The organism is Pseudomonas sp. SID14000 (assembly GCF_002165135.1).
Lineage (GTDB): Bacteria > Pseudomonadota > Gammaproteobacteria > Pseudomonadales > Pseudomonadaceae > Aquipseudomonas.
In genome coordinates, this window is the sequence record NZ_NFZQ01000006.1 from 100937 (window position 1) to 127443 (window position 26507).

A 26507-nucleotide genomic window follows, 5' to 3' on the forward strand; every position below is an offset into this window, starting at 1 on the left:
CGCGTAACCTGTGGGAGCGGCTTTAGCCGCGAAGAATCCAACGCGGTGCATGGCACCGGCTACGCCGGTGTTCGCGGCTAAAGTCGCTCCCACAGGGTCCCTGCTAATGCCATGAGTCATGTGCAGTCCTGTGAGAGCCGGCTTGCCGGCGATGGGCCGTTTCAGTCAACGCAAATCGCCAACCATCTTCGCCAATGTCTCCAACACCGCCCCGGCCAACGCCTTAGAGCGCGCCCCCGACCACCCGGTGACGGCATCTGGCGCGTCGTCGTGGTCCTTGAACGGCATTTCCAGGGTCAGTGACAGGCAGTCATGTGCCATTCCCACCGCATTGCAGGCCAGCGTCGTGTTGGCTTGCCCCGGTTCATCGCGGGTGTAGCCATGCACGGTCTGGAAGTCGCGGGTCAGGCTGCACAGGGTGCTGCGGAACTGCTCTTCCAGCTTGGCCAGCCGCGGCGTGTAGCCTGGGTTGCCCTCGCAGGCCGCGACGAACACGTGGGGAATCTCTTCGTCACCATGCACATCGATGAACGCATCCACGCCGTATTGCTTCATCTGCGCCTGGGCGAAGAACACCTCGGGGCTGAACTCGACGCTGGCGTCCTGCCAGGCACGGTTGAGGTCCTTGCCCTTGAAGTTGGTACGCAGGTGGCCGAGGAAGGCACCGTCGGGGTTCATGTTGGGGATCAGGTACAGGTCGGCCTTGGCCAGCAACTGCTGGATCACCGCGTCGTTGGCCTGCAGGCGGTCGATCACGCCTTCCATGAACCATTCGGCCATGTGTTCGCCAGGGTGTTGTTGGGCAATCAGCCACAGCTTGCGCTTGCCAGCGGCACCATCACCGGCACGCAGCAGGGGAATGTCACGGCCCTGTACGCTGCGGCCATTGGCGAGCAATTCGACCCCCGGCAGTTGCCGGGCACGTTCGATAAGCTGGTTGTGGCGCGCGCGGGGGTAGGGCTCGAAGTAGGCGAACCAGATTTGTTGTTGTTCGGCTGTTACCTCGAACGACAGTGCCGTGCCGTCGAACTGGCTAGGTACGCGGAACCAGGTTTGCTGGTCGTAGGAGGCCACGGCGTTGTAACCGCTCCAGGCGTTCTTGTAGGAGGAGCCGGAGGCGTTGTCGAGGCTGAAGCGATGGACATGGCCGGGCGTCAGGCCGCTGACCTTGAAGTGAAACCACTGGTAATGGTCGCTGTGGGTGTCCGGTCGGATGGCCAGGTGCACCCGGGCCGGGTTGCTGGCATCCAGCACCTGGATGTTGCCGGAGTCGAAATCGCAGTCGATCTGCAGGGGGGGCAGCGTCACGGTCATGTGCCGGGCTCCTTCTGGGGCATTGTTATCAGGGTACTGTACACGGCTTGGCAGGGTTGCTGCGCGAGATCAGGCAACGCGGGGTCGATCAGGCGGCTGATGTGTCACGATATTGCATAATAGCGCCTGGTTTCATGGCAACCGCCCCGCCCCGCGGGTGGGCGCTCCGAACAGGTGCCGCGCGCAATTGGAAGGTGCCACATTGCGATGGAGCCTGGAGTGGAGTGACTTGATGCACATGCACGTTTACCCGGCAATGGCCGATGAACAGGCCGCGCCGCTGTTGCTTGCGGCACTCAACAACAATGCCGCCTGACCCGAAGGGGTACGAAGGGGCCGGACAATGCCCGGCCCCTTTCAGCATGATTGATCGTGCCGCGCCATCCAACGCAGCAAGGCGGCAATCGGTACACTGCGGTGAGCCTCGTGCCGGTAGGGCTTGCCTTCGGCGGTGAAGCGTTCGCGATAGCGGCTCAGCACCAGGCTCCGGCCATCGGCAGAAACCCGGGCCTCCAGTTCATGCAGCAACAGCGGTTGCCGGGCAGCGCCTTCCAGGCGCCTGAACAGCAGCATGGTGGCTTGGGCATCATTCTTCACGGGCACCCCCTGCACAATCTACTGGCCATGCTCCCGGCACGCCGGCCTTGCCTTCTGCCACCCGGTTGCTGCGCCGCTGCGCAGTGTAGTCACGCAACGCGAGGTAGTAATCAGGCCAGGTGCGTAGCAAGTCGGTCAGTGGCAGTGCTTCGGCCCGTGTGTCGACGATGTCTCCAGCCGTGGCTACGTTGCCCAAGGTTTCGATGGTGTCGCTGTTGCTGCCAAACGGGTCCAGCGCCAAGCCCAGTACCGTGCCGCTAGCATCGCGCAGGTTGTGGGTGCCCAACAGCGGTAGCTCGACGATTGGGCCTGCGGCGATGTTCCACACCCCGAAGGTCTGGCCAAAGTCCGAGCGGTGCTGGCTCAGCCCCATTTTGCCAGACACATCGACCAGCCCCGCCACACCCAGGGTGGTGTTGAAGATGAAGCGAGTGAGGCTGGTCATCGCCCGTTCGCCATTGCCCTGCAGCAGGTCGTTGACGAACACCTTGGGCTCCCCGAAGTTGCTGGCAAAGTTGTGCATGCCCTGCCGGGCAAAACCGGGCAGCGCGGTGTAGCCCCGGGCGACAGGGGCCAGCAGATAGTCATCGACCGTGCGGTTGAAGGCGAATACGGCGCGGTTGGCGGGCTCGGCTGGGTCACTGACCTGGTAGGCGACATTGCCGCAGGCAGCCGTTGCCGGTGCGCGTTGGCTACAGCCTCCCGCCGCGAGCAGCGACAAGGCCAGTACGGCAGAGCGCGCTGAACGGGAGGCGGATGATGAACGGGACATAGATACATTCCTGGCAAGAACTGGCGGCGATGCTGCGTAGTTTTTTTTGCGCAGGAATGTCCGGATTGTCTCGGCATCGACACTTTGTTTCCGGGTTGAAATATATGACGGCTGCGTGGGGATGGCCTTAAAGTACGGCTTGGTAACCTTGTTTTGCGGTGCTTTTTTGTGAGCCATTTGCTGATAGTCGACGATGATGTCGAGGTACTCGACCTGCTGCAGAAGTTTCTCTGCCAGCAGGGTTACGAGGTTGACGTGGCCAGGGATGGCAAGGCGCTCTGGCAGGCCCTTGAGCGGCGGGTGCCAGACCTGGTCATTCTGGATGTGATGCTGCCTGGCGACAGTGGCCTGGTGTTGTGCCAGCGCTTGCTGGCCGAGCACAAGGTGGCAGTGATCATGCTCACCGCCATGGGCGAGTTGAGTGACCGGGTGGTTGGCCTGGAGCTGGGGGCGGACGACTACCTGACCAAACCGTTTGCCGCCCGTGAGCTGCTGGCCCGGGTGAGGGCCGTACTGCGTCGTGCCGGCGAAGCGACCAATGGCGCGGCAGGCCATGCCTGCGCGATCCTGGAGTTTGCCGGCTGGCGGCTGGATGTGGTGCGGCGCGAACTGCGTTCGCCGGACAACGTCATGATCCCCTTGTCCAACGGTGAATTCGAGTTGTTGCTGGTGTTCGCCGAACACCCGCGGCGGGTGCTCAGCCGCCAGCAGTTATTGGACATGGCCCGTGGCGATGCCTACGACGCCTATGATCGCAGCATTGATGTCCAGGTGAGCAGGCTACGCCGCAAGCTTGAAACCGACCATGGCCACGAGCCCTTGATCCGTACCCTGCGCAACGCGGGTTACCTTTTCACGCCCACGGTCGCGAAGCGATGAAGCTGCTCGCCAGGGTTCGGCAGGCTCTGCCTCGACCCAAAATCACCATTGCCCGCTGGATCGCGCTGACCACCTTGACGGCGATGCTGTTCCTGCTGCTGCTCAAGGGGCTGTTCAGCCTGTTGCTGAGTGTCTGGGCGCAGCCACCGCTGCTGGAGAGCGGGGTGATCGAAAAGGTGGCAGCGGTCACCCGCATCCTCGATGCCGCGCCCATGGCGCAGCGTGCCAACATCGCCAGTGCGGCGGGCGACGGCTCATACTCCGTGCGATGGTTGCGCCGCCATGACGAAGCGGGCGTGCCAGTGCTGGTCGATGCCGCGTTCAGCCAGGGCACGCCGATCCTGCGTGCACTGCTCAAGCGCCCGGATGCCAGGGTCGAGGCCTTCGCACCGTCCGACATGCCGGAATACTCACCTGAACGCGGTTATGCGCTGATGATCGAGCTGACCGACAAGTCCTGGGTGCTGTTCCGTGCCACCAGCCGTAGCTGGGGCCTGGACGAACTGCCGCGCAACCTGATCATCCTGGGCCTGATGCTGGTTTCCAGCCTTGCCGTCGCGCTACTGGCCACGCGCTACCTGGCCAAGCCGCTGGAGCGCTTTGCCGAAGGTGCGCGGCGATTTGGCAAGGACTTCAACGCTCCGCCCATTCCGGTGGTCGGCCCGCACGATTTGCGCCAGGCCATTCTTGCGTTCAATGCCACCCAGGCGCAGCTCAAGCATTTTCTCAACGACCGCACCCAGATGCTTGCGGCCATTTCCCATGACTTGCGTGCACCGCTGACGCGCATGCGCTTGCGCGCCGAGTTCATTGACGATGCCCAGTTACAGGCCAGGTTGTTCAAGGACGTCGATGAGATGCAGGCGATGGTCGATGCGGCACTGGGTTTTTTCCGTGATGATGCACGGCTGGAACAGACGACCGTATTCGACCTGGGCGAGTTGCTGCTGACCGTGGTGGACGATTTCAAGGATGCGGGAGTCGAGGTCGGCCTCAGCGGGCCACGCCGCTGTGTGTACACGGGGCGGCCAGTCGGTATCAAGCGTGTGCTGGTCAACTTGATCGACAATGCTGCGAAGTACGGCCGTGAGCCCTCGGTGGTCTTGGCGGTAAGCACAAGGCAGATCGAGATTACCGTGCAGGATCGCGGGCCGGGCATCGCTCCGGAGCTGCATGAGCAGGTATTCGCGCCGTTCTACCGTATCGAAGGCTCACGCAACCGCAATACTGGTGGCGTTGGGCTGGGCCTGCCCGCAGCACGGGCCATCGTGCTGGAGCAGGGGGGCAGCGTGACCCTGGGCAACCGCCCGGGTGGCGGGCTGGAAGTCAGGATCATGCTGCCGCTGGGCTGATCAGAGCCCCAGCTCGCTGAGCCCGGGGTGATTGTCCGGGCGCCGGCCCAACGGCCAGCGGAACTTGCGCTCGGCTTCGCTGATGGGGTGTTCGTTGATGCTCGAATGACGGTTCTGCATCAACCCGTCGTCGGCAAATTCCCAGTTCTCGTTGCCATAGGCGCGGTACCACTGGCCGCTGTCGTCGTGGTACTCGTAGGCATAGCGCACGGCAATGCGGTTGCCGGTGAAAGTCCAGAGCTCCTTGATCAGGCGGTACTCCAGTTCATGGTTCCACTTACGCGTCAGGAACGCCTCGACCTCGGCTCGGCCGCGGGGGAACTCGGCGCGGTTACGCCACATGGTGTCGATGGTATAGGCAAGGGCGACCTTGGCCGGGTCGCGGCTGTTCCAGCCATCCTCGGCCAGGCGGACCTTTTCGATGGCGCTTTCGCGGGTGAAGGGCGGCAGGGGTGGGCGGGACATCGGGGTACTCCTCGGGTCGATTGGCTTGTAGGAGAGTAGTAGCCGATGGCCGAACAGAGAATGGGTGTGCCTGGCACTTCATAATTGCAGTGTGTGGAACAATGCTGAGGTGCCATGCCAGGCGCGGTCCCCGTTGTACGGGCGTGATCAGGCCATCTCGGCTGCAGTTTTCCCGGCAGCCTTGCTACGTCCGCCCAGCCACACCAGCAGCAGCCCGGCAGCCGCCAGCACGCCACCTGCCATCGGCACTGCCGCATAGCCCAGCTCCAGGCTGATCATCGCCCCCCCCAGCGCCGCGCCCACGGCGTTGCCCAGGTTGAAGGCGCCGACGTTGATCGACGAGGCCAGCCCTGGTGCTTCGATGGCGGCGATCATTACTCGCATCTGCAGCGGCGGTACCACGGCGAAGGTGAACATGCCCCATACCAGCAAGGCGATGGCAGCACCGATGTGACTGCCCAGTGCCAGTGGCATCAGTAACATGATCACTGCCAGCGCTGCGAGGAAGATCCGCGCTGCACCATCCAGCGACCAGTCGGCCAGGCGGCCACCCAGGCTGTTGCCCAGGGTGAAGCCAATACCGATCAGGACCAGGCCCAGGGTGACGAAGCTGTCCGAGGCACCAGTCAGTTCGGCCAGTACCGGTGCGACATAGGTGTACAAGGTGAACATGGCGCCGGCACCGAGCACGGTGGTTGCCATTGCCAGCAGCACGCTGGGGCGGGCGATGACCGCCAGCTCCCTGCGCACGTGCGGCACGCTACCGCGTTCACCCTTGGGCAGGGCGTACCATAGCGCGGCCATGGCCAGCAGGCCCAGCACGGCGGTACCGGCAAAGGCCATGCGCCATCCGACCTGCTGGCCGATCCAGGTGGCGGCCGGCACGCCGCCGATATTGGCGATGGTCAGGCCCATGAACATGGTGGCCACGGCACTGGCCTGTTTCTCCTTGGGCACCACGCTGGCGGCCACCACCGCGCCAAGGCCGAAGAACGCACCATGGTTGAGGCTGGTGACCAGCCGCGAGGCGAGCAGGGTGTAGTAGTCCGGTGACAGCGACGACAGCAGGTTGCCGAGGGTGAAGATGGCCATCAGCGCCATCAGTGCAGCGCGCTTGCCGAAACGGCTGAACAGCAAGGTCATGATCGGCGCTCCGACCATCACACCAATGGCATAGGCGGTAATCAGCATGCCAGCGCTGGGGATGCTGACATCGACACCTTCAGCGATCACCGGCAGCAGGCCCATCGGGGTGAACTCGGTGGTGCCGATGCCGAAGGCACCGATGGCCAGGGCAAACAGGACGCGCCCGGCGTTCATTGCGCGTGCTCCTGCGCGTCCAGCTCGGTCAATGGGCATGGGGTGGCCTCCGTCAGTTTGACTTGTGTTTCATGGAATTGCGGTAGTACGTATTCGGCGATTTCGTGCAGGGTTTCGTCCAGCGGCCGCACGTTACGCCGCAGGTGCAGGCCGACATGGTCGACGCCCGCCGCACGCAGGGCGCCGAGCTCGGCCGCCAGTGACTTGCGGCCGCCGCGGAAACCGAAGCGCCAGCGCTGCAGCGGTTCGTCGGGGTTGTCCGCCAGATCCAGGTGGATGAAGCTGCTATAGGGCTTGTCGCCCGCCACCGCGCGCCAGGCTGCGACCCGTCGGCGATGGTCGTCCGGTGGACCGGGATAGGCCAGGCAGCCATCCAGGTTGCTGCCGATCCATGCCGGGCTCTGCTGGGCCAGGCCGGCTACCAGCAGCGGTAACGGCGAGACTGTGCCGGGTAACACGGCCAGCCCTTCGGGCAGGTGGCCGTTGGCACCATCACGCAGCAGCGCGACCTGTTCGCGGAAGGTATTGCCACGTCCCTCGAAATCCCGACCGAACAGCGGGTACTCCACCGGCCGGTCACCACTGGCCACGCCCAGCAGCAGGCGGTTGCCGCTGAGGCGCTGCACGCTGTTGGCCGACTTCAGAGTCAGCAGCGCTTCGCGAATCGGCAGCACCACGGCAGCCGTGCCGAGCAGGATGTCGCGGGTCACCCCGGCCAGATAGCCGAGGTAGGCAAACACCTCGAACACCTGGGCGGCGTCGCCGAACGACGGGTCGTACAGCGGCACATCGCGGACCCACAGGGCGCGGTAGCCCAGGCGGTCGGCCATTTGTGCCAGTTCTGCATGGCGGGCCATGTCCGGCTCGCCGAACTGGCGGCCGTCGCGGCGCCGTGCCTGTTCACCGGCGGGCGTCCAGTCGTGGTCCAGCGGCGCTTCCAGGCCGATGCTGAAGCCGCCTGCGGTCAGGCGTTCGAGGGGCGTGGTCATGGTATCAATCCCAGATTGGCGCCAGGCCTTCAGGGCTGACTTCGCGGCCATTGCGCTCGAGCTTGGCGATGCGTGCCATGTCGTCGGCGTCCAGCTTCAGATCACGGGCGAGCAGGTTACTGGCCAGGTTTTCGCGCTTGGTCGACGACGGGATCACCGCGTAGCCCAGCTGCAGGGCCCAGGCCAGGGCAACCTGAGCGACGGTGGCCTTGTGCTTGGCGGCGATGTCGGCCAGTACCGGGTCTTTCAGGACCTTGCCGTAGGCCAGGGTCATGTACGAGGTGACGGTGATGCCTTGTTCCTTGAGGAACGCGGTCAGCTTGCTGTTCTGCAGGTACGGACTGAGTTCGATCTGGTTGGTGGCGATTTCGCCTTTGCCGACCACATCGATGGCCTGGCGGGTCAGTTCGATGTTGAAGTTGGACACACCGATCTGGCGGGTCAGGCCCAGCTTCTTGGCTTCGGCCAGGGCGGCCATGTACTCGGGCAGTTCAACGCCGTTGCCTGGGGCTGGCCAGTGGATCAGCAGCAGGTCGACGTAGTCGGTACGCAGTTTCTGCAGGCTGTCGCGCAGGCTGAGAATCAGCTTGTCGGCGGCGTAGTTTTCGACCCAGATCTTGGTGGTGATGAACAGTTCGTCGCGCTTGACGCCACTTTCGGCGATGGCCTGGCCAACGTCGGCTTCGTTCTGGTAGATCTGCGCGGTGTCGATGACCCGGTAGCCCAGCTCCAGGGCCGACTTGACAGAATCGATGACGGCTTGGCCGGTGAGGCGGAAGGTGCCGAGGCCGAAGGATGGAATGCTCATGGATCTGCTCCTGGTGAGTGAGAGGGGAGCCGAACCGAGCCTGGTCGCTCGGGTTCGATCGCTCTTCGTGTGGGGAGCAGTGTGAAGGGTCGGGGGGGATTGATTAAGTGGGGGCCGGGCCAAGATCATTTGACTTGAGGTCAAGAATCAGCCGCAGGTCGTGATTGAAGGACAGGCAATTGAGCCTTGTCGTCCCTGACGCTCATTGAAGGGCGCCAGGGAGAGGCAAGGGCAGCTATCACTTGTCGATCAGTGACGGGTTGGACTGCAGCAGCCACAAACCTCGCAGCGATTGGAGTTGTTGTTCAAGGCTGGAGGCGAGGCCAAGGCGCCGCGCCTGCTGGTCCTGGGCAAGGAGTTTCTCGAGCATGTCCAGCAGGTCGCGTGATTGTTCGGCTGCGGCGGTGGTGGTTTCATCGGCCTGCAGTTCGGCTTGCTGGTAAGTGCGCACACGCTCCTGCTGACTGGCTTGTTGCGTAGCTGTGGCCTCGATCATCACATTGTTGGCAAATGCCATGCGAGTCGAGCTGCTGGCCTGGTCATGAACCTCGTGGTACCGGTAGTCTTGCGATTCGCTGTCAAGGCTCAGTCGTAGCTCTACCCATGGGTTCAGGCTTTCGTGCCAGGCGGCTTTCAGATCGCTTTGCTGGTCCTGTTGCAGGCTCCGGTTCGCCGCTCCACCCCTGAGGGTGGTCGTCTGAGAGACGTTGTATTCGAAGCTATCCACTTCATTCTTGCGCATGGGGTTGATTCGCCGCTCGGGCTGGGTCACCGATGCATTGAAATCGGCCATGCCACTCAGCAGCAGGCGGCTGGTTTGGTTCAGCAGGGTGTCATGGTTCTTTGGGCGTAGCGTGGCATCGTCCACACTGGTGAGCTGGCGAAAACCATCCTTGAACAGCGTCATCAGGTGTTCATCGCCGTTTCCGCGTTTCTGTGCTGCATCGAACTGGGCCAGGTAGTTGGATACCGCTGCTTGCCGTTGCGCCTCGCTGCCCAGCAAGGTGCCGCCTTGTGTATCGAAGTTCATTTTCACGTTGCCGGACGATGCTTGAAGTTCCATGCGGCGCGTATGCTGGTCCATCTGCAAGGTGAACGTCTGCCGACCGCTGTCGGCGGTCTCCAGCTGTGCTTCGAATTTCAGACCGGTGAAGAGTGTAGGGTCGAGCGTTACCAGCGTACCGAGCTTCAAACTCGGTGGCGTCTGGGTAAGGCCGTTGAGGGCGGTCTGAAAACTATCCGCCAACATCGATAGGCCCTTGAGTTCGTTGACGGTCAGGTTGCCACCCAGAACCTCGGCATCAACGGCCAAGCCACTGGCGCTGTTGAACAGCCCGAGTGAAACGGTCGCGCCGGAGGCCGTGTTGAGTGTGAAGGTCACGCTGTCTGTGGCGAACTCGCGCAGTCTCGACTGTTGCAGGCCAAGCAGCATGGGCTCGGTTGCAGTGCCGCTGTTCACTGCAAACCCTGACTGGGAGATACGCTGGCCGCCATTGGCTGCCAGCTGTTCCAGCAGTGCTGCACCCAAGCCCCGGAAGCGGGAGCCGGTGGATGAGGATTGGATCGCGCTGTACATGTACATGCTCAGCTTGTCGATGCCGTCGTGCTCCCAGACGTAGCGAGCAGGCCTACTGTCGAGGGTGCCTTTGGCATTGTAGGTGCCAGTTTCTGCACTGGTGGTTGACTGGCCAATGCTGATTCGGCTGCTTGCGGCTGTCGATGTTGCGGCTTGTATGGCGTGGCCTGGCGTTGTCCTGGCAACGGGAAGGTACGTCAGCAACGTGCGATTGATTGGAGTAATAGGATTCATCTACGCTCCCTGCGCTTCTGGTACGTTCGTACATGGTGTCGGCTGGCCATTAACGAACTTGAATATTCGCTCAGGAAACGAAACGGCCCGCCATATAGGCGGGCCGTCTGGTATTGCAAGGTGACGATCAGCGGCGGCGGAACAGTGGCAGCGGCTCGTCGGCGGCGGCCTGGTAGGTCACCGAGAAGTCCTTCAGGCTTTGCAGCGCGTCTTCCGGGTCTTTGTCGGCACGGATGGCGAACGCGTCAAAACCGCAACGGGCCATGTAGAACAGTTGGTCGCGCAGCACGTCGCCAATGGCGCGCAACTCGCCCTTGAACTTGTAGCGATCACGCAGCAGACGCGCATTGGAGTAGTTGCGCCCGTCGGTGAACGCCGGGAAGTTCAGCGCGATGACCTGGAAGTGATGTACGTCCTCGCCGATTTCTTCCGCTTGCTCGTCGCTGTCCAGCCACACGCCCAGGCCGCCGTCGCGGGCCTTGAGTACGTGGGCATGGTCGCGCCACATCTGCAGCGGGACAATGTAGTCGTCGCAGTTGGTCAGCTCGTCAAAGGACGTTTCCTTGGGCAGCAGATGCCAGGTTTCGTCGACGATCTGGTTGTTCTTAATGATTCGCTGCATAGACGCGTTCCTTGAAGGGGTCGATGCCGATACGCTGGTAGGTGTCGATGAAACGCTCTTCCTCGGTACGTTGCTCGACGTACACGGCGATCAGCTTTTCGATCACATCAGCCATGTCATCCTGGGCGAACGACGGGCCGAGGATCTTGCCCAGGCTCGCGCCACGCGCGGCATTGCCGCCCAGCGACACCTGGTAGAACTCCTCGCCCTTCTTGTCCACGCCGAGGATGCCGATGTGGCCCACGTGGTGGTGGCCGCAGGCGTTCATGCAGCCGGAGATGTTCAGGTCGATTTCGCCGATGTCGAACAGGTAGTCCAGGTCATCGAAGCGGCGCTGGATGGATTCGGCGATCGGGATCGACTTGGCGTTGGCCAGCGAGCAGTAGTCACCACCTGGGCAGCAGATGATGTCGGTCAGCAGGCCGATGTTCGGGGTGGCGAAGCCGCTTTCACGCAATTCCAGCCACAGGGCGTGCAACTGGCGCTGTTCGACGTCGGCGAGGATGATGTTCTGCTCGTGCGAGGTGCGCAGGAAGCCGAAGCTGTAGCGCTCGGCCAGGTCTGCCACGGCGTCCAGCTGCTTGTCGGTCACGTCACCCGGGGCAACGCCGGTGGGCTTCAGCGACAGGGTCACGGCCACGTAGCCAGGGCGCTTGTGGGCGCGGGTGTTGCGCGAGCGCCAGCGGGCAAAGCCTGGGTATTCGGCGTCCTGGGCGGCGTAGTCGACGTTGTCCAGGGCCAGGTAGGCCGGGTCGACGAAGTGTCGCGATACACGCTGCACTTCGGCTTCGGTCAGGGTGGTGCTGCCGCCACGCAGGTGGACCATTTCGGCCTCGACCTTCTCGGCGAACACTTCCGGAGTAAGGGCCTTGACCAGGATCTTGATCCGCGCCTTGTACTTGTTGTCACGGCGACCGTAACGGTTGTACACGCGCAGGATGGCATCGAGGTAGCTGATCAGGTCTTGCCACGGCAGGAACTCGTTGATGAACGAGCCCACCACCGGGGTACGGCCCAGGCCGCCACCGACCAGCACACGGAAGCCCAGCTCGCCAGCGGCGTTGCGCACAGGCTCCAGGCCGATGTCGTGCACTTCGATGGCGGCGCGGTCTTCCTGCGAGCCGTTGATGGCAATCTTGAACTTGCGCGGCAGGTAGGCGAATTCCGGGTGGAAGGTGGTCCACTGGCGGACGATTTCGCACCACGGGCGCGGGTCGATGATTTCGTCTGCGGCCACACCGGCGAACTGGTCGGTGGTGGTGTTGCGCAGGCAGTTGCCGCTGGTCTGGATCGCGTGCATTTGCACGGTGGCCAGCTCGGCGAGGATGTCCGGGATGTCCTCCAGTGCCGGCCAGTTGAACTGCACGTTCTGGCGGGTGGAGATGTGGGCATAGCCCTTGTCGTAGTCGCGGGCGATCTTGGCCAGGGTGCGGACCTGGGTGGCGTTCAGCTGGCCGTACGGCACGGCGACGCGCAGCATCGGTGCGAAACGTTGGATATAAAGGCCGTTCTGCAGGCGCAGAGGGCGGAATTCTTCTTCGCTCAGCTCACCGGCCAGATAGCGGCGGGTCTGATCACGGAACTGCTTGACGCGGTCCTCGATGATCCGCTGATCGTACTCGTCGTATACGTACATAAAAGTCCTGTCTCAGGCATGCAGCTATTCGCGCGCACGGCCGCGCACTCCGCTTCGGAGCCGGGGAACGATAGCAGGTTGCGTTTATGCGCTAAAGTGATGTTTTTGCATATGAAAAGAACCAAATGAACTATGTGAGATTGACTGCCATTTGTGCGCAGGGTGTGGCCTGGCGTTTATAATCCGTTGTTTGTTTCGCAGGGATGTCTGCCCCATGCTCAAGGTGTTGTGCCAAAGCTTGTGTCTTGCCTTGCCGCTAGCGGCAAGCGCGCAGCCGGCTTCGGTGGTTTTCCTCAACCCGGGGCTGTCCACCGAGACGTTCTGGACCAGTTATACCCGCTTCATGCAGGCCGCCGCGGACGAGCTGGGGCTGACCCTGCGTGTGGTATACAGCGAGCGCCGCGCCGACCTGGCGCTGACCCAGGCCAGGGCGGTCCTGAGCGGGCCACAGCGGCCAGATTACCTGGTGCTGGTCAATGAGCAGTACGTGGCCCCTGAGATCATCCGCCTGTCTCGTGGCAGTGGGGTCAAGCTGTTCCTGGTCAACAATGGCTTGACTGCCAGCCAGGCTCGTAGCATCGAGGCCCAACCCGAGAAGTATGCCGAGCTGCTGGGCACCTTGACAGCCAACGACGAGCAGGCGGGCTTCCAGATGTTGCACCAGATGGTCGCGCAATTGCCCCGCGACAGCGGGCCGGTGGACCTGGTGGCCTTTGTCGGCGTAAAGACCACCCCAGCCTCTCAGCTACGTGAAGAGGGCATGCGCCGCGCCTTGGCCGACTTCCCACAGGTACGCCTGCGCCAGGTGGTGTATGGTGGCTGGAGCCGCCAGCGCGCCTACGAGCAGGCGCAGCAGCTGCTGGAGCGCTACCCGGCTACCCGACTGGTGTGGTCGGCCAATGACGAGATGGCCTTTGGTGCCATGCAAGCGTTCGAAGAGGCGGGGCGCAAGCCTGGGCGTGACGTGCTGTTCAGCGCCATCAACAGTTCGCCCGAGGCCCTGCGTGCACGTATCGACGGGCGCCTGAGCGTGCTGATGGGTGGGCATTTCACCCTCGGCGGTTGGGCCATGGTGATGTTGCACGATGACGCCCAGGGGTTGGCGGTGAACCGCGACGGACTGCGCGAGCATCGCACACCGGTGTTGCAACCGATCGACCAGGCCAAGGCGGAGCGTTGGTTGAAACTGCTTGAACGGGCCGACTACGGCGTCGATTTCCAGCATTACAGCGCCGAAGGGCGGCCGCCCGGCTATCAGTACCCATTTCTGACGTCACCGATCAATTATTGAAAGCCCCTGCTTGAGGGAAGGGCATTGCTCGTCTTAACTGCTGGTGGAGAAGTGCATTCCCATAACCACTACAAGAGGCAATGCAATGGGAAACTCAACCAAGGTCCGCAAAGCTGACAGCAGCGTCGATGCCTGGGCGATCCTCTGCCTGATCGTTCTGGTGGTGGTCACTGCCGTGTATTGGGTCAGCCACCAGTAGACTTGTATTCAAGACCGTGATGCAGCCAGAGCGCCTGCGGGAGGGAGTCCCGCGGGCGTTTTTGCTTTGCCTGTGCCGGCCTTTTCGCGGGCTAGCGAGCTAGGTGCAGGGCCAACTGCACCAGGCCGATCAATACGGCAATGAACACCAGGGTGAACAGCGTCCCCAGCGCAATGAAATGGCTGGCTTTGCCGTGGGTGAAGTCGCGGGCGCGGTTCTTGCCGCTTTGCACGCCGAAGGCGGCAGCAAGGATGCTGTGCAGCATCTGCCAGAAGGTAGGGGGCTTGCCCTGGCTGGAATCGTCCATGGTGGCTCCTGAGGAAATCAGAGGCAATCAGGGACAGTGTAGGCAATGAGATCGAGGTTGGCTTGCCGGCTTCTTCGCGGGCTCGCCCGCGAAGAAGCCAACGCAGATTTAGCTGTCGTAACCCAGGTTAGGCGCCAACCAGCGCTCGCTGACACTCACATCCTGGCCCTTGCGCGTGCTGTAGCTTTCGATCTGGTCCTTGTCGACCTTGCCCACGGCAAAGTACTGCGCCTGCGGGTGGGCAAAGTACCAGCCGCTGACCGCCGCCGCCGGGAACATCGCGAAGTGATCGGTGAGGAACACGCCGCTCGGCCCGGTCTCGCCAATGGCAGTGCCATCAAGCAGGCGGAACAGGGTTTCCTTCTCGGTGTGGTCCGGGCAGGCCGGATAGCCGGGGGCCGGGCGAATGCCGCGGTACTGCTCCTTGATCAGCGCCTCGTTGTCCAGGTGTTCGTCGCGGGCATAGCCCCAGTGCACTTTACGCACCTGCTCATGCAACCATTCGGCACAGGCCTCGGCCAGACGGTCGGCCAGGGCCTTGACCATGATCGAGCTGTAGTCGTCGCCCTTGTCCTGATAGGCCTTGGCCACTTCCTCGGCACCAATGCCGGCGGTAGTGATGAAACCACCGACATAATCGGTGACGCCACTGGCCTTCGGCGCGACGAAGTCGGCCAGCGACCAGTTGGGCTTGCCGTCCGGCTTGATGGTTTGCTGGCGCAGGTGGTGCAGAGTGGCCAGGGCCTGGCCGTTGTCGCCATAGACTTCGATGTCATCATCGGCTACCTGGTTGGCCGGCCAGAAGCCGAACACTGCGCGGGCGCTGATCAGTTTTTCGTCGATCAGCTTGTCGAGCATTTCGCGGGCATCCTTGTACAGCGCCGTGGCAGCCTCGCCGACCACTTCGTCGGTGAGGATGCGCGGGAACTTGCCGGCCAGGTCCCAGGAGATGAAGAACGGGGTCCAGTCGATGTACTTGGCCAGGGTACGCAGGTCGATGTCTTCCAGCACCTTGACGCCGGTGAAGGAGGGCACCGCTGGCTGGTAGCCGGCCCAATCGTACTGCGGTTTTGCGGCAATAGCCTGGGCGTAGCTCAGGCGCTCGGTGCGGGCACTGCGGTTGGCGGTGCGCTCGCGTACTTCCTCGTATTCCTGGCGGGTCTTTTCGACGAAGCCGGCTTTCAGCTCTTTGGACAGCAACTGGGTGGCCACGCCCACGGCGCGCGAAGCGTCGGTGACGTAGACCACGGCGTCGTTGCTGTACTTGGGCTCGATCTTGACCGCGGTATGTGCCTTGGAGGTGGTGGCGCCGCCGATCATCAGCGGCAACTGGAAGCCCTGGCGCTGCATTTCGCGGGCAACGTGGACCATCTCGTCCAGCGATGGCGTGATCAGGCCGGACAGGCCGATGATGTCGCACTTCTCGTCGCGGGCGGTTTGCAGGATCTTCTCGGCCGGTACCATCACGCCGAGGTCGACGATGTCGTAGCCGTTGCAGCCAAGCACCACGCCGACGATGTTCTTGCCGATGTCGTGCACGTCGCCTTTTACCGTGGCCATCAGGATCTTGCCCTTGGCCTCCGGCTTGTCGCCTTTTTCGGCTTCGATGAACGGGATCAGGTGTGCTACCGCCTGTTTCATCACGCGGGCCGACTTGACCACCTGGGGCAGGAACATCTTGCCCGCACCGAACAGGTCGCCGACCACGTTCATGCCATTCATCAGCGGGCCTTCGATCACCTCGATCGGGCGTGCACACTGCTGGCGGCATTCCTCGGTGTCTTCGACGATGAACGCAGTGATGCCTTTGACCAGCGCGTGCTCCAGGCGTTTTTCCACCGGTAGCGAGCGCCATTCTTCGTTTTCCACTTCCCTGGTTGCACCGCCTCCCTTGTAGTCGTCGGCGATTGCCAGCAGCGCGTCGGTGCCATGCGGGGTGCGGTTGAGCACTACGTCCTCGACCTTTTCACGCAGTGCAGCCGGGATCTCGTCATAGATCTCCAGCTGGCCGGCGTTGACGATACCCATGGTCAGGCCGTTCTGGATCGCGTGATACAGGAACACCGAGTGGATCGCCTCACGTACCGGGTTGTTGCCACGGAACGAGAACGACACGTTGGACACACCGCCGCTCGACAGGGCGAATGGCAGATGCTCGCGGATGTAGGCACAGGCCTCGATGAAATCGACGGCGTAGTTGTTGTGTTCTTCGATGCCGGTGGCGACGGCGAAGATGTTCGGGTCGAAGATGATGTCTTCCGGCGGGAAGCCCACTTCGTTGACCAGGATGTCATAGCTGCGCTGGCAGATTTCCTTCTTGCGCGCGGCGGTGTCGGCCTGGCCGACCTCGTCGAAGGCCATCACCACCACGGCAGCGCCATAGCGTTTGCACAGGCGGGCGTGGTGCTTGAACTGCTCGACGCCTTCCTTCATGGAAATGGAGTTGACGATGCCCTTGCCCTGGATGCACTTCAGGCCGGCTTCGATCACTTCCCACTTGGACGAGTCGATCATGATCGGCACGCGCGAGATGTCAGGTTCGCCGGCGATCAGGTTGAGGAAGCGGACCATGGCGGCCTGGGAGTCGAGCATCCCTTCGTCCATGTTGATGTCGATTACCTGGGCGCCGGCCTCGACCTGCTGCAGGGCGACTTCCAGGGCTTCGGTGTAGTTCTCTTCACGGATTAGCCTGGCGAACTTGGCGGAGCCGGTGATGTTGGTGCGCTCGCCGACGTTGACGAACAGCGACTGGCGGTCGATGGTGAACGGCTCCAGGCCCGACAGGCGACAGGCCTTGGCGATTTCCGGAATCTTGCGCGGCTTGTACTTGGCCACGGCCTCGGCGATGGCCTGGATGTGGCCCGGGGTGGTACCGCAGCAGCCGCCGATGATGTTGAGGAAGCCGCTGGCGGCGAATTCCTCGACCACCACGGCCATTTCCGCAGGGGTTTCGTCGTATTCACCGAAGGCGTTCGGCAGGCCGGCGTTGGGGTGGGCCGAGACATGGGTGTCGGCTTTGGTCGCCAGCTCTTCCAGGTACGGGCGCAAGTCCTTGGCGCCAAGGGCGCAGTTCAGTCCGACGGAAATCGGCTTGGCGTGGCGCACCGAGTTCCAGAATGCTTCGGTGGTCTGGCCCGAGAGTGTGCGGCCCGAGGCGTCGGTGATGGTACCGGAAATCATGATCGGCAGTTCGATGCCATCTTCCTCGAACACCTGCTGTACGGCGAAGATCGCTGCCTTGGCGTTGAGGGTATCGAAGATGGTCTCGATCAGCAGCAGGTCGGCACCGCCCTCGATCAGGCCACGGGTGGCCTCGATGTAGTTTGTCACCAGTTCGTCGAAGGTGACGTTGCGGTAGCCGGGGTCGTTGACGTCCGGGGATATCGAGCAGGTGCGGCTGGTAGGGCCGAGCACGCCGGCGACGAAGCGCGGCTTGTCCGGGGTTTCCAGGGTCTTGGCATCGGCCACCTGGCGAGCGATGCGCGCGCCCTCGACGTTCAACTCGTAGACCAGCGACTCCATGCCATAGTCGGCCTGGGAAATCTGTGTGGCGTTGAAGGTGTTGGTTTCGAGGATATCCGCGCCGGCATCCAGGTAGGCCTTCTCGATGGCGGCGATCACGTCAGGGCGGCTGAGCAGCAACAGGTCGTTGTTGCCTTTGACATCGCTTGGCCAATCGGCGAAACGCGTGCCACGATAGTCGTGTTCCTCGAGCCGGTAACTTTGGATCATAGTACCCATGCCGCCGTCGAGGATCAGGATGCGCTCTTTGAGTGCGTTCTGGAGTGCTTGGAGACGAGCGCTGCGGTCGGACATAGGAACTACCTGGTCGGGCGAATTTCAGAAGGTGCAGAATCATAACAAAGCTGCGCGGTTTTTAGGCGTATCGCCCATTTGCATGAAAATGGCTCATGTTGGGTGGCGTCGGCGAAGCAGGGCACCCCAGGATGACCAGGCAACAAATCGTGATGGCTTTCAATACCCAGGACTTTCCGCACATGGTGCATCGTACTCTTGCCGGCGTTTTCGCCCTGCTCATCAGTAGTGTGGCGTTCGGGCAAGCCCCCCAATCGCGCCCGGCTATTTCCTACACCCGGGATATTCAACCGATCTTTACCGAGAAATGCGTGGCCTGCCACGCCTGCAACGACGCTGCCTGCCAGTTGAAGCTGGAAAGCCCCGAAGGCGCGGTGCGCGGGGCCAGCAAGGTTCCGGTGTACCAGGGCGAGCGCAGCAAGGCAGTGCCCACCACGCGGCTGTTCTATGACGCCCACAGCGAGGGCGAATGGCGCAAGAAGGGCTTCTACTCGGTGCTCGACAACCAGGGCAGTCAGGCTGCGCTGATGGCGCGCATGCTCGAGTTGGGGCACAAGACCCCGCTCACGCCCAACGCCAAGCTGCCCGAGGAAATCGTCCTGGGCCTGAACCGCAACAACATGTGCCCGTTGCCCCATGAGTTCGATGCCTATGCCGGCGCCCACCCCAAGGAAGGCATGCCACTGGCGGTGACCGGCCTGACCGACAACGAATACGACACCATGCGTCGCTGGCTGGCCGCCGGTGCGCCGGTCGAGTACCAGCCTATCCAGCCAAGCGCGGCCGAGGCCAAACAGATCGCCGACTGGGAAGAGTTGCTCAACCGCCCGGGCTCCACCGAGGCACTGGTCGGCCGCTGGCTGTACGAGCACCTGTTCCTGGCGCACATCTATTTCGTCGGTGGCGAGCAGGGCCACTTCTTTCAGTGGGTACGTTCGCGTACACCGAGCGGCCAGCCGGTCGATCTGATCGCCACGCGCCGCCCCAACGACCCGCCGGGCACCGACTTCTATTACCGGCTGATTCCGGTGCAAGGTGTGATAGTGCACAAGACGCACATCACCTACCCGATGGGGCCGCAGAAGCTCAAGCGGGTCAAGCAACTGTTCTACGCCGGCGACTGGCATGCCGCCGCGCTGCCAGGCTATGGCCCGCGTCACCGGGCCAACCCGTTCGAAACCTTCGAGGCGATTCCGGCTGTGGCGCGCTACCAGTTCATGCTGGATAACGCCGAGTACTTCGTGCGCACCTTCATCCGTGGCCCGGTATGCCGTGGGCAGATTGCCACCGACGTGATCCGCGACAACTTCTGGGCGTTGTTCCAGGAGCCGGCCCACGACCGCTACATCACCGATGCCAAGTACCGTGGCGAGGCCACGCCGCTGTTGGCCATGCCTGGGCAGATCGATGACGTGGGCAGTGTGCTGAGCCTGTGGCACGCCTACCGCGACAAGCGCAACGAGTACGAAAAACTGCGCCGCGAAGCCTATGCCGACATGCCTGCACCGGGCTGGGCGACGCTGTGGGCCGGTAACGACAACGCGTTGCTGAGCATCTTCCGCCACTTCGACAGCGCCTCGGTGACCAAAGGCCTGATCGGTGACGTGCCGCTGACCGTGTGGCTGTTCGACTACCCGTTGTTCGAGCGCACCTATTACCAGTTGGCGGTCAACTTCGATGTGTTCGGCAACGTCTCGCACCAGTTGCAGACGCGCCTGTACTTCGACCTGATCCGCAACGGCGCCGAGGTCAACTTCCTGCGCCTGATGCCGGCCGACCAGCGCAAGGCGATTCTCGGCGACTGGTACCAGAACAGCGGCAAGGTGAAGATGTGGATGGATTATGAGGACATCGACACCGACACCCCGAGCGGTATCCAGCTCGACCCGCGCAACCCCAAGCGCGATTTCGGCTTGAAGCTTCTGCAGCGTACCGGCAGCCTGAATGCCGCGCCTGACCCGATCAACCGCTGCCAGGGCGCGTTCTGTTCACGGCCGCAGGTGAGCGAAGAGTTCCGCAATGCCGAGCAGTCGCTCAGCCGCCTGGTGTCGCGCCCGGCTGCCGGGTTGAAGGTGATCAGCCAACTGCCCGAGGCGACCATGCTGCGCATCGAAGGGCAGGGTGGCCAACGCCAGGTGTACAGCCTGCTGCGCAACCGTGCGCACAGCAACGTGGCGTTCCTGCTGGGCGAGGCGTATCGCTACCAGCCGGGGCTGGATACCCTGACCCTGTATCCCGGCGTGCTCAGCAGCTACCCCAACTTCATCTTCAACATCCCGACCAAGGATGTGCCGGAGTTCGTCGAGGACATGGAGTATGCGAAGGATGATCCGGCCAGGTTCGAGCGCATCGTCATGCGCTGGGGCGTGCGCCGCAGTCACCCTGAGTTCTGGCGCTACTTCCATGACCTGAACAGCTTCATCAAGGAGACCGAGCCGGTCGAAGCGGGTGTGCTGGACATGAACCGCTACGAGAACCTCTGATCGGTCGGGCTGACCTTTCCGATTACCCTGCGGTCGGACTTGCTGGGTGGTCCTGATCGATTGCTAGGGGCTGCTTTGCAGCCCTTTGCGGGTAAACCGCTCCCACAGGTATGGCAGCGCTCCCGAGGTCAGCGCTAACCCTGTGGGAGCGGGTTTACCCGCGAACGAGCGCGTAGCGCTCGCCCCTGCATTCGAGCCTGGGCCTCAATGCACCGGCAATCGCAGGGTACTCCATGCTGTATTCGCTTCAGGCACTGCGGGCGTTCGCCGCCTGGGTGGTGGTCTGCCACCATTTCATGCAGATCTTCTTCGACTTCCATGCCACCGGCCCCATCGGCCAACTGCTCACCGACCGCGGCGCCGTAGGCGTCGACATCTTCTTCGTCATCAGCGGGCTGGTCATCTACCTGTCGACCCGCGACAAAGTAATCGAACCCCGCCAGTTCCTGCTCAACCGGGCGCTGCGGATCGTTCCGGCCTACTGGTTCTACACGGCGTTGATGGCAGCTCTGCTGCTGGCCTTCAGCCAATGGATGCCGCACCAGGCATTCACCTGGCACCACCTGCTGCTGTCGCTGCTGTTCATCCCGGCGGAAAACCCAGGTGGCTACGGTTTGTACCCGACCCTGAACGTGGGCTGGACGCTGAACTTCGAGATGTTCTTCTACCTGTTGTTCGGCCTGGCCTTCCTGGTGCGCCAGCGTCATCACCAGTTGCTGGTCACCGCCGCGCTGCTGCTGACCAGCGAGATACTGGGCCGGCTGGGCCTGCTCAGCCGCTTCTACAGCAACGACATCATCTACGAGTTCCTGCTCGGTATCGGCCTGGGCGTGCTGCACCGTCGCGGGCTGATCCACCAGGGCCGCTGGCTGCCGTTGGCATTGCTGGTGGTGGCTTGCCTGGCCATCTACCACCTGGACGCTTCCCGGCGCTTGCTGCACTGGGGGCTGCCGAGCGCAATGATCGTGCTGGCCTTCCTCGCCCTGGAGCCGCTGTTCCGTGACAACCGACTGCTCAAGGCGCTAGGCGACTGTTCGTATTCGGTGTACCTGGTCCATGTGCTGGTGCTGTACGCCGGCTGGTTCGCCAGCCAGCGCCTGCAGTTGAACCCGTACCTGGTGTTCGCCCTGTGCGTGCCGTCCATTGGACTAATGTCGTGGTTCAGCTACCAGTGGCTGGAGCGCGGCCTTTACCGGCGCATGCAGGCCTGGCTGATGGCGCCACGGGGGCCGGCCCCTGAATATGTGCTTTCCCGAGTCAAATACTAGGACTTTGTTCGAAGGCCGGGTTGGCGTACACTTGGCCGCAAGTCTGTGAGGAACCTACATGAGCGCTATAACCATTACCGACGCCGCCCATGACTACCTGGCCGATCTGCTCTCCAAGCAGAATACGCCTGGCATCGGCATTCGCATTTTCATCACCCAGCCGGGTACCCAGTACGCCGAAACCTGCATCGCCTACTGCAAGCCGGGCGAAGAGAAGCCTGACGACAATGCCGTGGGCCTGAAGAGCTTCACCGCCTACCTGGACGCGGTCAGCGTGCCGTTCCTGGAAGACGCACTGGTCGACTACGCCACCGACCGCATGGGTGGCCAGCTGACCATCAAGGCGCCAAACGCCAAGGTGCCGATGGTCAACGAAGACAGCCCGATCAACGAGCGTATCAATTACTACCTGCAGACCGAGATCAACCCTGGCCTGGCCAGCCACGGCGGCCAGGTGAGCCTGGTGGATGTGGTCGACGACGGCATTGCCGTGCTGCAGTTCGGTGGTGGTTGCCAGGGCTGTGGCCAGGCCGACGTGACCCTGAAAGAAGGCATCGAGCGCACCCTGCTCGAGCGTATTCCCGAGCTCAAGGGCGTGCGGGACGTGACTGACCACAGCCAGAAAGAGAACGCCTACTACTAAGTACTAAGGCTGCCGCGCTCCTACAATGACTGTGCAACTTGGTCAGGCCTTAGCAACAAAGTGTTACTGTTTCAACCCCTGCGACAACAGGCCGCAGCCCGTATTCAAAGGGCTGCAGCCGATCCTCGCCTTCGTCGGGTAGAACCCCTCGGGGTGTCGTGCCAGAATGCCCCGGTTTTTCGACCGGCCCGTCCCGAGGGTCGGCACCTTCCCTTTAAAGGATGGTTTCATGAATGATCTGTATACCCGGCGCGCAGTTGTCGCCGGGATGGGCGTTCTCGGGCTTGGCCTGCTGGCAGGCTGCAGCCCGGCCCGGGGGCTCGAGTTCAAGCACGGCAAGAACATGAGCAACGAAATCCTTGGGCGCAAGTTCAGCCTCAAGGACACCCAAGGCAATGTGCGCACCCTGTCGAGTTTCTACGGCAGCATGCCGATGATCTTCTTCGGCTTTACCCAGTGCCCGGCGGTCTGCCCGACCACCCTGGCGCGTGCTGCACAAATCCGCAAGCTGCTCAAAGGCCGCGATCGTGACCTGTTCCAGGTGGTGCTGATTACCCTGGACCCGGAGCGCGACACCCCCGAAGTGCTCGATGCCTACGTCAAGGCGTTCGATCCGTCGTTCACCGCGCTGACCGGCACCCCCGAGGAAATCGCCGCGGTGGCCAAGGAATTCAAGGTGTTCTACGAGAAAGTCCCGGCCGGTGATACTTATACCGTCTCTCACTCGTCCACCAGCTACGTCTACGATACGCGTGGCACCCTGCGCCTGAGCCTGGGCCATTCCCTGACTGCCCAGGAATGCGCCGAAGACCTGGTTACCCTGATGGAGATCTGCTGAATGTCGATGCAACCGATCAAGCACGGCCTGGCTGCCCTGGTCCTGATGGGCCTGGCGCTGCCGGCACTGGCCCAGACCACCGTGAGCGATGCCTGGGTGCGTGCGACTGTGCCGCACCAGCAGTCCACCGGTGCCTTCATGATCCTGACCGCCAGCAGCGACAGCAAGTTGGTGGACGTGGCTTCGCCTGTGGCCAAGACCGTGCAGGTGCACGAGATGACCATGAATGGCGACGTGATGGGCATGCGTGAGGTCAAGGCGGTCGAGTTGCCGGCCGGTAAGGCGGTGACCCTCGACCCGAATAGTCTGCATGTGATGCTGATGGGCCTGAACAACCAGGTGAAGGAAGGCGATAAAGTGCCGCTGACCCTGACCATCGAAGATGCCAAGGGGGCCAAGCAAACCCTGGACGTGCAGGCCGACGTGCGTGCGCTCAACGCCGAGGCGGGCAGTGGGCATGATCACATGCACATGAAGCACTGATCAGGCTGAACCCTTTGGGGGCGCTTTGCGCCCCATCGCGACACAAGGCAGCCCCGGTTCAGCTGCGAAACTTGGGCAGCGGCCTGTCGAGGGTCAGCGAGGTCAAGGTCTTGCGGACCTGGGCCTCATCGGCCTCCAGGGCCTTGAGACTTGCGCGGATCTTGCCGGCGGCGGGCAGGTCACCCTGCCGGTCGATCCAGTCGGCTATCTCCTTGCAGGCACTGCTCAGGCAGGCCTGGCGCTGGTTCATCAGCGACAGGAGGGTGGTGAGCTCTCTTTCGGACATGGCAGGATCCTCCATTCAGCCTTGTCAGTGTAGCAGAGGGTTAGCGCCGCACTGCTGCCTTTGCAGCAGGCGCAGATGCAGCGGCAAATGGCGGCTTCTGAGGCGCTGCAACAACTCGTTACTTATAAACAATGTGTTTAAAGCCGGTGTCGTTGCGATCTGTGCGGTATGCCAGTCGTAATTTTAAAGCGATATGCTGAAGTGCTCTGTTTCGCAGGGTTGCCCATTCGACGATGTCCCGCCTCCATGAAGTGTATTTGTAGGAATGTTCCTGGGTCTTGGTTCGAGCCACCCACAGGCTGTGGCGCTGTTACAACTTGGATGTTGAGTGTGATACTGGATTAGCCTTAGGTTTTAGTTGCCCAAGAGATGCAAGGGCAATTCCAAAAACCTGAAAGGAGTTCACACATGAAGTCTGCAATCGAGCTGTTCAAGACCGATGTAACCGGAGTCACCACCAAAGGTGTGTGCATGTGGTGAGCAAGGGGGCGGCTTCGTGCCGCCCCTTTATTTTCCTTGAGCAGGAGCACGCTTTATGGATGATCGTGGCTACCACACCATTTGGGATATCACGGGTGCTAGTGCAAAGTTGCTGAGCAATGATAAAAAATTGCATCGCTTCTTTCTGACCGCGTTGCAGGCGTCAGGGTTTAACATCATAAGCGATATGATTCACAAATTTTCCTCAGGGGGCGAGGGTGTCACCGGGATTTTTCTGTTATCGGAGTCTCACCTCTCCTACCATACGTACCCTGAGCGCGAATACATCAGTATCGATGTATATACGTGTGGAAAAAATAATCATTTGATCAATGATCAGATTTCGGAGTTTTTTGGTGCGGACGTACAGGTCAACAGAAGAACGTTGCTGCGCGGCAGTGCAGTAACTGACCGGCTGGGAGGGGAACATGCAGCTGCTCGATAGAGGGGTGTTGAAGTTTGATTATCAGTTTCCGCTGTACAATTTTTTCTTTCCGACGCAAGCATGCAATGTTTACCAGCCGGCCCCGTATCAGTTCGCTGAGATGATGTCCGCAGCCAATCAGGCTTCGCGTTCACGCGCCTTGTACTTTCACATCCCTTTTTGTGAGGCCATTTGTTCGTTCTGCCCGTTTACCCGGGGGCTGTACAAAAGTGCCAGTGACATAGACCGCTATACACAGGCACTGATCAGCGAAATCGAGTACAAGGCGCAAGCAATGGACTTGAGGGCGGTCCCGGTCAGGGCCATATTTTTTGGCGGTGGGACACCGTCACTGCTGTCGCCGCGAAACATCCACGATATTGGCGAGGTGCTGCATCGTCATTTTGATATGTGCGATGTGCAGGAGTTCTCATTCGAGTTCAGTGTTACAAGTGTCACCGAGGAGCGCGCTCGTGCACTGGCTGCCATTGGTGTGACCCATGCGCGGTTTGGCTTGCAAACGACGGATCGCGAATGGCGACAGCTGTTCAACCTTGACCCGGACATAGGCAAAATCGAACGCACGGCCGAGCTGTTGAATAGCCAATTTGAGTATGTGCTCTGTGACATCCTCTATGGCATGAACGGCAGTAACGAGCAGCAGACGCTCGCCGACATTGACAAGGCAGTGGCGATAGGAGTCAGCAATATCGACATCTATCCCATCAACAACGCTGCAACATCCGTCAAATTGCACAGGCAGATCAAATCCCGCTTTGCAGACGTAATGCCAGCCATGCGCAAGCTCAACATGAAGTTCATGCTCGATGAGCACCTGCGCCAATATGGCTATATTCCCTACAACGGTCATGGCTATGTGCGCAGGCCCGGGGCTGCCAGTGCGCTGTTTGCCGAAGATTACTCCTTCATCTATCACGAGCATGTCTACGGCTATGCCGATCATGACCTGCTGGGCTTCGGTGTGGGGGCTATCTCGTCGGTGGCGGAGCATGTCATTACCAATATTTCATCTCGCGAAAAATACACCCGAGGCATGGCGCAAGGGGAGCACTTGTGCCAGGTGAGCAGGCATGACCCGCTGCTGGATGTGGTTAAGCCGCTGGTAGTTCGCCTGGCGTATCACGGTTCAGTCGACAAACGCCTGGTTGAACTGGGCCGCATGCCCGAAGCGCTGATGCGGCGGCTTGATGCATTGATCCAGGCAGGCCTGGTGCTTGAGGACTCACGGTTCTATCGGCTGACGCGGCTCGGTTGGCTCTGGTACAGCAACATCATGTTCTACCTGATGCCAGCAAGTGAGCAGGACATTCTCAGGAAGCTGGTTTTCGAGCGGCTTGATGTGCCTGGGCGAGATATCACCGAGCACGAGTTGATCTATATCGCTGGCTGAGGAAAACATAAGGT

Annotated in this window: 23 protein-coding genes and 1 pseudogene; 11 read left to right on the forward strand and 13 right to left on the reverse strand. The window is 61.8% G+C overall.

Features of this window, described 5'->3' with window-relative positions; all coding sequences use genetic code 11:
* Nucleotides 1-165: 165 nt before the first annotated feature.
* Nucleotides 166-1314: a M14-type cytosolic carboxypeptidase gene (locus CAY82_RS10710; protein WP_087501159.1), complete on the reverse strand. Its 1149-nt coding sequence runs from the start codon at nt 1312-1314 to the stop codon at nt 166-168.
* Between the two features lie 205 nt (nt 1315-1519).
* On the opposite strand from CAY82_RS10710, the pseudogene CAY82_RS27240 reads away from it, so the two are divergent.
* Nucleotides 1520-1630, forward strand: a pseudogene (locus CAY82_RS27240) (DUF3303 family protein); the annotation flags it as partial.
* 41 nt (nt 1631-1671) lie between these two features.
* On the opposite strand, the gene CAY82_RS10715 reads toward CAY82_RS27240, so the two are convergent.
* Together CAY82_RS10715 and CAY82_RS10720 are read right to left on the reverse strand one after the other, a co-directional pair.
* Nucleotides 1672-1887 (reverse strand): hypothetical protein, encoded by a 216-nt coding sequence (locus tag CAY82_RS10715; protein WP_087501369.1) that lies wholly within the window; start codon nt 1885-1887, stop codon nt 1672-1674.
* Between the two features lie 13 nt (nt 1888-1900).
* Nucleotides 1901-2683 (reverse strand): VacJ family lipoprotein, encoded by a 783-nt coding sequence (locus CAY82_RS10720; RefSeq protein ID WP_087501160.1) that lies wholly within the window; start codon nt 2681-2683, stop codon nt 1901-1903.
* 168 nt (nt 2684-2851) lie between these two features.
* On the opposite strand from CAY82_RS10720, the gene CAY82_RS10725 reads away from it, so the two are divergent.
* Together CAY82_RS10725 and CAY82_RS10730 are read left to right on the forward strand one after the other, a co-directional pair.
* Nucleotides 2852-3562: a response regulator gene (locus CAY82_RS10725; protein WP_087501161.1), complete on the forward strand. Its 711-nt coding sequence runs from the start codon at nt 2852-2854 to the stop codon at nt 3560-3562.
* Nucleotides 3559-4914 carry an ATP-binding protein gene (locus CAY82_RS10730; protein ID WP_087501162.1) on the forward strand — a complete coding sequence of 452 codons (1356 nt, stop codon included), beginning with the start codon at nt 3559-3561 and terminating at the stop codon, nt 4912-4914. Before CAY82_RS10725 ends, CAY82_RS10730 begins: the two co-directional genes overlap by 4 nt.
* Here the strand turns inward: CAY82_RS10730 and CAY82_RS10735 are convergent, their stop codons facing one another.
* From CAY82_RS10735 to CAY82_RS10765, 7 genes are all read right to left on the reverse strand, one after another.
* Nucleotides 4915-5379 (reverse strand): nuclear transport factor 2 family protein, encoded by a 465-nt coding sequence (locus tag CAY82_RS10735; protein WP_087501163.1) that lies wholly within the window; start codon nt 5377-5379, stop codon nt 4915-4917. It abuts the gene before it with no gap.
* A 147-nt stretch (nt 5380-5526) separates the two neighbouring features.
* Nucleotides 5527-6699 carry an MFS transporter gene (locus CAY82_RS10740; RefSeq protein WP_087501164.1) on the reverse strand — a complete coding sequence of 391 codons (1173 nt, stop codon included), beginning with the start codon at nt 6697-6699 and terminating at the stop codon, nt 5527-5529.
* Entirely contained in the window at nt 6696-7688 is a 993-nt protein-coding gene (locus CAY82_RS10745; protein WP_087501165.1) for a TIGR03571 family LLM class oxidoreductase, read from the reverse strand. The genes CAY82_RS10740 and CAY82_RS10745 overlap by 4 nt, the downstream gene beginning before the upstream one ends.
* A gap of 4 nt (nt 7689-7692) precedes the next feature.
* Entirely contained in the window at nt 7693-8496 is an 804-nt protein-coding gene (dkgB, locus tag CAY82_RS10750; RefSeq protein ID WP_087501166.1) for a 2,5-didehydrogluconate reductase DkgB, read from the reverse strand.
* A gap of 238 nt (nt 8497-8734) precedes the next feature.
* Nucleotides 8735-10306 (reverse strand): hypothetical protein, encoded by a 1572-nt coding sequence (locus CAY82_RS10755; RefSeq protein ID WP_087501167.1) that lies wholly within the window; start codon nt 10304-10306, stop codon nt 8735-8737.
* Between the two features lie 127 nt (nt 10307-10433).
* Entirely contained in the window at nt 10434-10928 is a 495-nt protein-coding gene (locus tag CAY82_RS10760; RefSeq protein ID WP_087501168.1) for a DUF934 domain-containing protein, read from the reverse strand.
* A complete protein-coding gene (locus CAY82_RS10765; protein WP_087501169.1) occupies nt 10912-12564 on the reverse strand; it encodes a nitrite/sulfite reductase in 1653 nt (550 codons plus the stop codon). The genes CAY82_RS10760 and CAY82_RS10765 overlap by 17 nt, the downstream gene beginning before the upstream one ends.
* A 214-nt stretch (nt 12565-12778) precedes the next feature.
* Between CAY82_RS10765 and CAY82_RS10770 the strand changes: the two genes are divergently transcribed.
* On the forward strand, nt 12779-13855 hold the full coding sequence (locus CAY82_RS10770) for an ABC transporter substrate-binding protein (protein ID WP_087501170.1): 1077 nt from the start codon (nt 12779-12781) through the stop codon (nt 13853-13855).
* Between the two features lie 290 nt (nt 13856-14145).
* On the opposite strand, the gene CAY82_RS10775 is transcribed toward CAY82_RS10770, so the two are convergent.
* Together CAY82_RS10775 and metH are read right to left on the reverse strand one after the other, a co-directional pair.
* Nucleotides 14146-14361 (reverse strand): DUF2970 domain-containing protein, encoded by a 216-nt coding sequence (locus CAY82_RS10775; protein WP_003256398.1) that lies wholly within the window; start codon nt 14359-14361, stop codon nt 14146-14148.
* Nucleotides 14362-14469: 108 nt separating this feature from the next.
* A complete protein-coding gene (gene metH, locus CAY82_RS10780; RefSeq protein ID WP_087501171.1) occupies nt 14470-18177 on the reverse strand; it encodes a methionine synthase in 3708 nt (1235 codons plus the stop codon).
* Nucleotides 18178-18359: 182 nt separating this feature from the next.
* Between metH and CAY82_RS10785 the strand changes: the two genes are divergently transcribed.
* The 5 genes from CAY82_RS10785 to CAY82_RS10805 all read left to right on the forward strand — a co-directional run bounded on the left by CAY82_RS10785 (nt 18360) and on the right by CAY82_RS10805 (nt 23892).
* Nucleotides 18360-20660 carry a fatty acid cis/trans isomerase gene (locus CAY82_RS10785; protein ID WP_087501172.1) on the forward strand — a complete coding sequence of 767 codons (2301 nt, stop codon included), beginning with the start codon at nt 18360-18362 and terminating at the stop codon, nt 20658-20660.
* Nucleotides 20661-20893: 233 nt separating this feature from the next.
* Complete coding sequence (locus tag CAY82_RS10790; RefSeq protein WP_087501173.1) at nt 20894-21928, forward strand: acyltransferase; 1035 nt, start codon at nt 20894-20896, stop codon at nt 21926-21928.
* Nucleotides 21929-21986: 58 nt separating this feature from the next.
* Nucleotides 21987-22571 (forward strand): Fe-S biogenesis protein NfuA, encoded by a 585-nt coding sequence (nfuA, locus tag CAY82_RS10795; RefSeq protein ID WP_087501174.1) that lies wholly within the window; start codon nt 21987-21989, stop codon nt 22569-22571.
* Between the two features lie 229 nt (nt 22572-22800).
* Nucleotides 22801-23409 (forward strand): SCO family protein, encoded by a 609-nt coding sequence (locus CAY82_RS10800; RefSeq protein WP_087501175.1) that lies wholly within the window; start codon nt 22801-22803, stop codon nt 23407-23409.
* Nucleotides 23410-23892 (forward strand): copper chaperone PCu(A)C, encoded by a 483-nt coding sequence (locus tag CAY82_RS10805; RefSeq protein WP_087501176.1) that lies wholly within the window; start codon nt 23410-23412, stop codon nt 23890-23892. It begins immediately after the preceding gene.
* A gap of 58 nt (nt 23893-23950) precedes the next feature.
* On the opposite strand, the gene CAY82_RS10810 is transcribed toward CAY82_RS10805, so the two are convergent.
* Nucleotides 23951-24178, reverse strand: coding sequence for a hypothetical protein (locus tag CAY82_RS10810; RefSeq protein ID WP_087501177.1), 228 nt, complete (start codon nt 24176-24178; stop codon nt 23951-23953).
* A gap of 535 nt (nt 24179-24713) precedes the next feature.
* Here CAY82_RS10810 and speD point away from each other — a divergent pair.
* Together speD and CAY82_RS10820 are read left to right on the forward strand one after the other, a co-directional pair.
* Complete coding sequence (speD, locus tag CAY82_RS10815) at nt 24714-25103, forward strand: adenosylmethionine decarboxylase (protein WP_087501178.1); 390 nt, start codon at nt 24714-24716, stop codon at nt 25101-25103.
* Entirely contained in the window at nt 25087-26493 is a 1407-nt protein-coding gene (locus tag CAY82_RS10820; RefSeq protein ID WP_087501179.1) for a coproporphyrinogen-III oxidase family protein, read from the forward strand. The genes speD and CAY82_RS10820 overlap by 17 nt, the downstream gene beginning before the upstream one ends.
* Nucleotides 26494-26507 lie beyond the last annotated feature (14 nt).